Source organism: Cupriavidus sp. GW822-FHT06G04, from assembly GCF_058799075.1.
This window is the reverse complement of the sequence record NZ_JBXALD010000006.1, coordinates 395,111-403,652: the sequence shown is the minus strand read 5'-3', so window position 1 is coordinate 403,652 and position 8,542 is coordinate 395,111. Positions and strand designations below refer to the sequence as shown.

At 61.8% G+C, this 8,542-nt stretch carries 10 protein-coding genes; 3 read left to right on the top strand and 7 right to left on the bottom strand.

All coding sequences use genetic code 11. The features are described 5' to 3' along the window. A partial coding sequence (locus AC1RKI_RS16525; RefSeq protein WP_492919054.1) for an ImcF-related family protein occupies window positions 1–1,755 on the top strand: 1,755 nt, incomplete at its 5' end. Between the two features lie 10 nt (window positions 1,756–1,765). On the opposite strand, the gene AC1RKI_RS16520 is transcribed toward AC1RKI_RS16525, so the two are convergent. Further along, on the bottom strand, window positions 1,766–1,900 hold the full coding sequence (locus AC1RKI_RS16520) for a hypothetical protein (protein ID WP_275061028.1): 135 nt from the start codon (window positions 1,898–1,900) through the stop codon (window positions 1,766–1,768). Window positions 1,901–2,263: 363 nt separating this feature from the next. On the opposite strand from AC1RKI_RS16520, the gene AC1RKI_RS16515 reads away from it, so the two are divergent. Beyond that, window positions 2,264–2,911, top strand: a complete 648-nt coding sequence (locus tag AC1RKI_RS16515) for a hypothetical protein (protein ID WP_492796216.1) — start codon at window positions 2,264–2,266, stop codon at window positions 2,909–2,911. A 96-nt stretch (window positions 2,912–3,007) separates the two neighbouring features. Here the strand turns inward: AC1RKI_RS16515 and AC1RKI_RS16510 are convergent, their stop codons facing one another. Next, window positions 3,008–3,337 carry a hypothetical protein gene (locus AC1RKI_RS16510; RefSeq protein WP_492796218.1) on the bottom strand — a complete coding sequence of 110 codons (330 nt, stop codon included), beginning with the start codon at window positions 3,335–3,337 and terminating at the stop codon, window positions 3,008–3,010. Between AC1RKI_RS16510 and AC1RKI_RS16505 the strand changes: the two genes are divergently transcribed. Beyond that, entirely contained in the window at window positions 3,329–3,721 is a 393-nt protein-coding gene (locus tag AC1RKI_RS16505) for a class I SAM-dependent methyltransferase (RefSeq protein ID WP_492796220.1), read from the top strand. The genes AC1RKI_RS16510 and AC1RKI_RS16505 overlap by 9 nt on opposite strands. 37 nt (window positions 3,722–3,758) lie before the next feature. On the opposite strand, the gene AC1RKI_RS16500 is transcribed toward AC1RKI_RS16505, so the two are convergent. The 5 genes from AC1RKI_RS16500 to msrB all read right to left on the bottom strand — a co-directional run bounded on the left by AC1RKI_RS16500 (window position 3,759) and on the right by msrB (window position 8,486). Beyond that, window positions 3,759–4,142, bottom strand: coding sequence for a hypothetical protein (locus tag AC1RKI_RS16500; RefSeq protein WP_061959717.1), 384 nt, complete (start codon window positions 4,140–4,142; stop codon window positions 3,759–3,761). A gap of 196 nt (window positions 4,143–4,338) precedes the next feature. Continuing rightward, entirely contained in the window at window positions 4,339–5,004 is a 666-nt protein-coding gene (locus AC1RKI_RS16495; protein ID WP_492796223.1) for an SOS response-associated peptidase, read from the bottom strand. Window positions 5,005–5,318: 314 nt separating this feature from the next. After that, a complete protein-coding gene (msrA, locus tag AC1RKI_RS16490; protein ID WP_061959719.1) occupies window positions 5,319–6,053 on the bottom strand; it encodes a peptide-methionine (S)-S-oxide reductase MsrA in 735 nt (244 codons plus the stop codon). A 32-nt stretch (window positions 6,054–6,085) separates the two neighbouring features. Then, window positions 6,086–7,921 carry a cytochrome c biogenesis protein DipZ gene (locus AC1RKI_RS16485; protein ID WP_492796224.1) on the bottom strand — a complete coding sequence of 612 codons (1,836 nt, stop codon included), beginning with the start codon at window positions 7,919–7,921 and terminating at the stop codon, window positions 6,086–6,088. Window positions 7,922–7,970: 49 nt separating this feature from the next. After that, window positions 7,971–8,486, bottom strand: a complete 516-nt coding sequence (gene msrB / locus AC1RKI_RS16480) for a peptide-methionine (R)-S-oxide reductase MsrB (RefSeq protein ID WP_061959722.1) — start codon at window positions 8,484–8,486, stop codon at window positions 7,971–7,973. Window positions 8,487–8,542: the final 56 nt, after the last annotated feature.

Here is an 8,542-nt window from a genome sequence, read left to right as displayed (position 1 = left end):
GGCGCCGGCACCAAGTATGCCGATCAGACGCTGGCATCGCTGACGGCCGGTACGGACTCGCGTGGCCTGCTGCGCGCCTCGGCGGCCGTGCCGGGTGTCTTTACCCGACAGGCCTACGAGGGCTACGTAGAGGCCGCCATCGAGAAGGCCGCCAAGCGCCAGGATGTGGCAAATGACTGGGTGATCACCGATGGCAAGCCGCAGCCGGCCCAGCAGACGTCGAGCGCATCGGCAACAGATTTCCGCAAGGCGCTGACCGAGCGGTATTTTGCCGACTACGCCGAGCACTGGCAGCAGTTCATGAACGGGATGCAGTGGGAGTCGGCCGCGACGCTGCCGGGTGTGGTCGATCAATTCAAGCTGATGGCCGACGCGCGCCAGTCGCCGGTCATCGCGCTCATGAAGTCGCTCGCGTATCAGGGCGGCGCCGGCGCGCACAAGGATTCTCTGTCGGACACCCTGGTGGCCAAGGCGCAGGGGATTCTGGGTAAGAAGGACGAGGCCCCCGAAGTCACGCCCGATCCGGCCGGCCCGCTGGCGGCGGCGTTTGGTCCGGTGCTGCGGCTGGTGGGGCAGGCCGGGCAGGGTGGTGGGAGTAGTGGTAGCACTGGCAGCAGCGACCTGAGCCTGCAACGGTACTTGGACCGGATCACCGCGGTGCGGCTGCGCCTGCAGCAGTTGACCAACAGCGCGGACGCCGACATGCAGGCGCGGCAGATGGCCCAATCGCTGTTCCAGGGCAAAGCATCGGATCTGGCCGACACGCAAGCCTATGGCCAGCTCATGGCGGCAAGCCTCGGTGCCGAATGGGCCGGCATGGGCGACACGCTGTTCGTGCACCCGATCGCCCTGGCATTGCAATCCGTTCTGCAGCCCGCGCAGGCCAGCCTCAACGAGGCGTGGCGGCAGTCCATCGCCCTGCCGTGGAACCGTGCATTTGCCACCCGCTATCCCTTCGCCGACACGGCCAATGACGCATCGCTGCCCGAACTGGCGCGCCATATCCGTCCGCAGAGCGGTCTGATCAATGCCTTTCTGATGGCCGAACTGGCCGGCGTGCTGGTGTTGCAGGGCGACCAATGGGTGCCCGTCGGCAGCGGCGCGCACGGGCTGGCCTTCGACCCGGCTTTCCTTCAGTTCATCAACACATTGCAGCGCGTGGGCGCCCATCTGCTGGTGCAAGGCGACCCCCAGTACCGCTTCGAACTCAAGCCGATTCCGACGCCGGGCCTGACCGACACCGTGCTGACGATCGATAACCAGACGCTGCACTACTACAACCAGCGCGAAACCTGGCAGTCCATGACATGGCCGGCAAACAACCTGCAAGCGCCGCGCACGTTGCTGCAATGGCAGACAGAGACCGCCAGCACGAACAAAAGCTTTGAGACCGAAGGTGTCTGGGCCTGGATCCGCATGCTGGAGCATGCGCGCGTGACGCCTGTGGATAGCGCGACGGTCCAGCTTACGTTTCAGGCTGTTCCCGACACCTTAGTTGCAGGCCAAGGCAAGAACGACAGTGAGTCGGCAGACGCGGCCGATCGACCGGAGCATTCAGAAAGCCTGCTGCCGCGCGCAGCCCAGCTTGCCGCACCGGCTGACATGCGATATCCGATCCGCTACCAGATGCGCGCGGCCGTTGGGCGGGGCCCGCTGGAAGCGCTGGAGTTGCGCAATCTGCAGATGCCGGAGCGGATCTTTGTGGGCAGGGAGTCGCTGGCTCTAGCCGGAATGACAGAGACAACGCGCAAGTAGTCGCAGGTGTTCAATGATTTTTGGAACGCGCTGTCAGCACGTGCACCGAAATCCGGCGGCAAATACACCTACGCGCGTGCGCGATCTGCTCGCCATCGATGGTGCAGAAACCGAAGCGCAGGCCGCCGATCTTGCTGTCCAGCAACGTTCGACGCCGCATTTGCCTAGATGCTGAGCTCGCCCAGCCCGGACGGCGAGCAGAACCAACTTGTGCGGCAATTTGTGATGGCTCGGATGAGGGAGCGTGCTGACCGAGCCTATACGACCCTGTACCTGCCGGTCACACTGGGCTAGCGCACCTAGCAATTCCGGAGGGTTGCCTGGGAGCGGTCGCTTGCCTACGAGGTCAAGCAACAGTTGCTACGCCTGCTCAAGGTCCTTACGACACACAAGAACGCCGACAAGGTAACGCTCGCCCAGCGCATCGACACTTTTATCGGTGAACTGACCACGATGGACCCGGCTCGTGCCGTGGCCTTAACGTAAAAGCGAAACTTTGGAGATGCCTATGAAAAGACGAAATATCCTCGCTGCGTCCATTGCGTGTAGTGCGCTACCGCTGGCTGGATGCAGCGTGTTCAGAAGGAAGCCGCTGACACAGGAGCTTTTCGCAGACAAGCAGTATCAGGAAGAAGTTTCCAGCTTCATGATGACTGCCGACCGCCGGAAACTCATTGTGCTCGGAAAACGGAACCATTATGTCCTCGATATGCCGCGTCAGTTCGAAACGATATTGACGTCGTCGTTCCGTCCGAAGGTAGAAGCAGGCTTCTCCGATTTTAAAGCGACGGGGGACAAGATTTCTGGCCTCTACAGCTTGCGCCTGCCGAATCCTGTAGCAGTAGAGGACGAACGAGCGGCGGCCGCCGCTGGATTCGAACGCACCCGAGATGACGCAATGCTATTGGAGGGAGGTTTGTCCGGGCGCCGATACGATGTGCGCGAATTTTCGGCCAGCGCTCAGTCGCAGCAATTCAACAAAGCCTATAGCATTTCCATCACGGAACAGCTTACAGCCGGGGAAACGGTGGCCCGACTTCCCTTGACACCTCTGACTGCAGCGGTTGACGGAACAATGTTTCTGGCAAGCGTCCCGCTAGTCATTATTGGGATCCCGATCGTCTTGATCATATTTCGCAACGGATTTCGGTTGTGATAGCGCGACAGACTCGCGCACGCACGGCGACTGCGCCGAGCGATTCAGTTGGCAAGCCGCCATTCTTGTCGATCGATTTCGGCGGTGTTGATATACTCATTCGAATAGGAAAGCAAATGGAGGCGTATGGTGAAGGCGCTGATAAAACGCGTTACGACAGTCGAGCAACGGAATGCCGTCCGGAACGTTCTGCGGCGTCTTCGACCGGTTTCCGAAACGGATAAAACGGCGTTTTAAGACCGTCTGGAACAGTTTGCTACACCTTATCGGCTCCATCTCGGATGCGGCAATATCAAGCTCGCCGGATTCTGCAATGTTGACGCGTTGGAGACCGTCGCGGCGGATGCTATCGATGACATCCGCGTTCTGAGCCGTTTTCCCGATCAAAGCGCGATAGAGATTTACGCGTGTCACGTCTTGGAGCATTTCGCGCACGACGAAGTGGTTCCCCTGTTGAGACGTTGGTATGCAGTGTTGCAGCCCGGCGGAATTCTGCGTATCTCGGTGCCCGATCTTGATCGCATCGTCAAAATCTACTACAAGAACTGGGAGCATTTCCAAAAACCGGGCAATACGCCGTGGATCGGCCTGATCTACGGTGGCCAGTCAACGCCATACGATTTTCACAAGACAGGCTTCAATGCCAACTGGTTACGGCACCTACTGGAACAATGCGGTTTCGAGCAATGTGAGGAATATCCCCATGAACCGCATTTTGTTCCGGGAACGCTCGATGCGTCCGTGGCCAACGCGACATTCGGCGAGTATTTTTCGCTGAATATGATGGGGCGCCGTCCGGTTGGCAGCTAGGGCGCCGCCCGCGCGTGAGCGGCGATGTGCGGAATATCTACTCGACCTGGTGTGTGCGTGCCGCGTAAGCGGGGTCGAATTTCGCCTTCCAGCCGTGGGCGACGCGCTCTATTGCGGTTTGCTGGCACACGCCAGCGAGGATCTGACGTTGGACCTCGGCGTTTGCCGCTTCGCTGTCAAAAATCGGTGTGTTGGGGCCGATGGGTTCTTCGGCGGGACACGGTTTGGCCACCTTTGGCGTCACGGGCTTGTCTACTACGATGGGGCAAAACCAAGCGCGGTTGCTGCACGTCTGCTCTTCCGGATTGGCCGCGTAAGCCAGGAGTCCGAAAGTCAGGAATCCGATAAAGATGTATGCCGCTTTGCGGCTCACGAATTTCCAGAAGCAAAATACGGCGATTACCATCGCTACAACGCCCATTCTCCAACTCCCACGCTGAGGTGCCTTCAATCGAGAAGCCAGGCCGGAGGACTCGGCCGCTAACCGGTCATGATGACGGATGCGTCAGAATTCGCGCCTTGAAGAAAAGAAAAGTAACAAAAAACTGAGGGTCTGTGGGGGGCGGGAAACGGCCGTGCATCGAGAAAGGCGCATTGCCGTGGATGGCGGAGCGACCCTAACGGTACGCTTCAGGCGGTTCCTTCCGGTTGCTTTCTGGCGGCGGCAGGGGCGAAGCGTCCGCCGTCAGCAGGTCTGAGGGATATTGCCGCAAAAAGCGCCGAGCCGCCTCCGGATCGCGGCAATTGAGCCAGGCGTGCCATTCGTCGGGGGGCAATATCACAACGCCGCGTTTTTCTTCGCCGGGCTTGTGGAAGCGGCTCATCATTGGGTGATGGTCGGCATTTGTCGTCGGCATCGTGAACGAGATCGTGCCGTCTGGCCACGCTCGCCATAGTCCAGCGACCGCAAATGGCTCGCCGTTGGACAGCGCGATTTTCCACCGCACTGCCTTGCCTGTTTCCCAGTTCGGTTCATAGAGCGCTGTCGCTGGTATCAGGCACAGTTGGCCGGCCTGCCAATGGCGCGCAAACGAATTGAGTTTGCCGATGGTTTCGATGCGTGCGTTTGCTGTCGGGAAATATCGGGTGCCGGGCGGGATCTTTGACCGCGGCACCATGCTGAATGTGCCAATAACGGCCTCGCGGACTCCATCCGGTGAGATTCGGATAATCGGGGCAGGGTAGTCGGGCCACGCTTCTTCCTTCCAAGGGCCGCGTGGCGGCTCCACGCCGAAGATATCGCGAAGTACCTGACGCTGAACCGGAGCATAGTTCACGCACATGCTTCCCTCCTGTTTCGTCGCTCGCCAAGCCGCTACGACGCGCTCGCACATTGCGCTGGTGCATAACGCATCGCGCACGGTGCATATCGAGATCGATACAACCGCAAAATTTCTTTACATCTCCAGCATTCAATCCGCGTGGCATATCGCCTAGCCTTAACCCCATTCATCAAACGACTGGGTAGCAGATGAGCTGGCGAGATATCTTGTTGATCGGATTCGGATGGATCGGAGCGTGCCTGGCGGCGGGGTGGATGGTTTCCGCAGCCATCAAGGTGCTTGGCTGAGGCGCCGGCCGGCCGGTGCATGCGATGTCATCGGCTCGCGCTGTTCACCAGCACCGCGTCATTGCGGTAGACCTCTGGGAACATCTTCTTCAGGTTTCCAATTTTCGGCAGATCGTTAAATACGATATACGGATAATTCGGGTTCTTGGCGAGGAAATCCTGATGGTAGTTTTCTGCGGCGTAGAACCCCTGATAATTTTCCACGCGCGTTACGATGGGTGATGACCACGCCTTTGCCTTGGTCAGTTGCGCAATGTAGGCTTCCGCAATCGAACGCTGCACCGGTGTCATGGCGAAAATCGCCGAGCGGTATTGCGTGCCATGATCGGGCCCCTGGTAGTTCAGTTGCGTCGGGTTGTGCGCCACGGAAAAGAAAATCTGCAGCAATTTTCCGTAGCTGATTTGTGTGGGATCGTAGCGAATCTCCACCGATTCGGCATGTCCGGTCGATCCCGTGCCCACCATTTCATATTGAGCGGTCTTGGCTGAGCCGCCGGCATAACCGGACGTCACCCGCGTGACGCCGCGGACATGCTGGAACACCCCCTGCACGCCCCAGAAGCAGCCGCCCGCGAAGACGGCGCTCGCGGTGTGCTGTGTTGTAGGCTGCTCATCGGCGGCCGGCATGGGGATGCGCACCGCCTCCTCAGCCGATAGCGCGGGCACGCGCCATGTGGTGGCGACGGCGGTCAGCATGGCCAGGCCCATCATCTTGAGCGTGGTGGGACGGGTCCAGCTTTGCAGCGTGGTCAGGATTGTCATGATGGCTCCTTGTTACTTCTGATTATTTCGGATCAGCCGAACGTGAAGGCATACGCCTGTACGCCGGGGTCGAGAAATTCGATCGAGAACGTACGGTCGCGGATGTTGTCGTCCTGCCGCACCAGTTGATACAGCCGCTGTGCCGTGACGGCGCCCGTGCCGTCGGCAGCGACATCAGTGCCGTGCGAAGCCCCCGGGGCGTTGCCGTCGATCATTACGCGAAACCTGACAGGTTTGCCGTCGCTGCCAGGACCCAGCACCAGATGGAGATCGCGTGCGTGGAATCGATAGACGATGCGTCCATTCGGCTTTGCCAACGTGGCGTGTTCGTCGCCGATCTCCCAGTCGCCTGCCAGCCCCCACTGGTTCAAGGCGGGCTGCAGCGGCGCGCTATAGGTTTTCACCGAGTCCGCGCGGGCGCCGCCGGGCGAGGCGAAATTCTCTGCGCGTGCGTAGCCGACATAGGTTTCAGGCGAGCGCACCGCGTCGCTGTCGGCAGCCAATTGCACGCCGCGGCCTGCATCGCCGGTGGTCGTCGCTACCTTGCCGACGTCGCGGTGCCCGGCCTCGGCCAGCAGTTCGCGGATGACAGCTTCGGACTTCTCGTACTCGCCTTCGCCGAAATGGTGAAACCGCACGCGGCCCTGCGCATCGATGAAGTAGTGCGCCGGCCAGTAATTGTTGTTGAAGGCGCGCCAGATCGCGAAATTGTTGTCGATGGCGATCGGGTAGGTGACGCCCAGATCCTTGGCCGCCTTGCGCACGTTGTCGATGTTGCGCTCGAACGCAAACTCGGGCGCATGAACCCCGATGACCACCAGTCCCTGGTCGCGATACTTGTCGGCCCATGCCTTCACGTACGGCAGCGCGCGCAGGCAGTTGATGCAGGAGTATGTCCAGAAGTCGACCAGCACGACCTTGCCGCGCAGGCCTTCGGCCGTCAGTGGCGGCGAGTTGAGCCATTCCACAGCGCCGTCCAGCCCCGGGAAGCGACCTTCCACGGGCAACGCCGATGCGGAAGTGGCGGTGCGCATCATCGACCCGCCTGCCTCGGCGGGCGATGTCGCAGCCATTGCAGCGCCTGCCATCGATGGCGCATTCACCTGTTTCATCATGGCGCCTCCATGGTCGTCCTTGGCGGCATTGTTTTGGGCGAGGCGGTCGACCAGATGCTGCTCGAGCCCGCCCGTGGCCACCGTGGAAATTCTCGTAAGCAGGCCGGTGTCGAGTCCCAGCGCAATCGCCACGACCCCGGCCAGCATCGCCGCGCCAATGCCGCGCCGGATCCACTCGCCAGCGCCCAGCGATCGTTTCATGGCGGCGAATACGCGGCCGCCGATCAACAGCGCGACGGCCAGCGACGTCGCGGCGCCCGCCGCGTAGGCCAGCAGCAGCACGGTGGTGCCGATGCTGGCGCCCTGCAGCGCGGCGCCGGTCAACACCAGGCCGAGGATCGGGCCGGCGCAGGGCGCCCACAGCAAGCCGGTGGCGACACCCAGCAGTAACGACGATGCCGGGCTGGCGCGACCATCGGCCTGCGCAAGGTTCGACAGTCGGCTGCCCGCGTTGACCAGCGGTTGAGTCAGCCTTTCGGCCAGACGTGGCAGCAGCAATGCCAGTCCGAACAGCCCCAGCAGTGCGATGGCGAGCCAGCGTCCGTACTGGTTGGCCTGCACGACCCAGCCACCGCCCACCGCGGCCAGCGTGGCGACGCCGGCGAACGTGATCCCCATGCCCGCCAGCAGCGGAAGCCCGCTGCGCACGAACGGCTGGTCGGCGCGCGCGAATACGAACGGCAGCACGGGCAGGATGCAGGGGCTCAGGATCGTAAGCGCCCCGCCAAGATAGGCAAGGATCAGTAGCAGCATGGCGATGGACTCGAAATCGGTGTGGCGGGCGCGGCGGGTGGCCGGTGCGTCAGGTGGCGGTGGGCCGGAACGTCATGGCGACGCCGTTCATGCAATATCGCAGGCCGGTTGGCTTGGGGCCGTCGTCGAAAACGTGGCCCAGATGTCCACCGCAGCGGCGGCAGTGCACGGCGGTGCGGACCATGCCGAACGACCCGTCCGCGGTGGTGCCTACCGCGTTGGCCAGCGGCGCCCAGAAGCTTGGCCAGCCAGTGCCGCTGTCGAATTTCGTGTTCGATGAAAACAGGTCGAGCTGGCAGCCCGCACAGGCAAACACGCCCTTGCGGTGCTCGTCATTCAACGGGCTGCTGAACGGACGTTCGGTGCCTTCGCGGCGCAGCACGTCGTACTGGGCGGCGGTCAGTTTCTTGCGCCATTCGGCATCGCTCATGGTGACTTCGAACGATTGCGGGGCTGCGGTGCCGGCTTGGGCGGGCTGTCCGGCCAGCAATCGCCAACCGCCAACGGCCGCAACCGCCGCGCCCAGCGTGCCGCCGGACAACAGAAAGCGTCGGGTGATGCGCATCATGGACTCCGTAATCGGAATGGGGTGATCGGATAGTAGGCAGCGCGCCGTATCGG

What these genes read in the sequence shown, in the direction of transcription:
- msrB (WP_061959722.1), bottom strand. Translation starts at nt 8,486, where the DNA reads ATGCGCATCACCCGACGCTTTCTGTTGTCCGGCGGCACGCTGGGCGCG.
- AC1RKI_RS16485 (WP_492796224.1), bottom strand. Translation starts at nt 7,921, where the DNA reads ATGCTGCTACTGATCCTTGCCTATCTTGGCGGGGCGCTTACGATCCTG.
- msrA (WP_061959719.1), bottom strand. Translation starts at nt 6,053, where the DNA reads ATGACAATCCTGACCACGCTGCAAAGCTGGACCCGTCCCACCACGCTC.
- AC1RKI_RS16510 (WP_492796218.1), bottom strand. Translation starts at nt 3,337, where the DNA reads ATGCTCCAAGACGTGACACGCGTAAATCTCTATCGCGCTTTGATCGGG.
- AC1RKI_RS16495 (WP_492796223.1), bottom strand. Translation starts at nt 5,004, where the DNA reads ATGTGCGTGAACTATGCTCCGGTTCAGCGTCAGGTACTTCGCGATATC.
- AC1RKI_RS16515 (WP_492796216.1), top strand. Translation starts at nt 2,264, where the DNA reads ATGAAAAGACGAAATATCCTCGCTGCGTCCATTGCGTGTAGTGCGCTA.
- AC1RKI_RS16500 (WP_061959717.1), bottom strand. Translation starts at nt 4,142, where the DNA reads ATGGGCGTTGTAGCGATGGTAATCGCCGTATTTTGCTTCTGGAAATTC.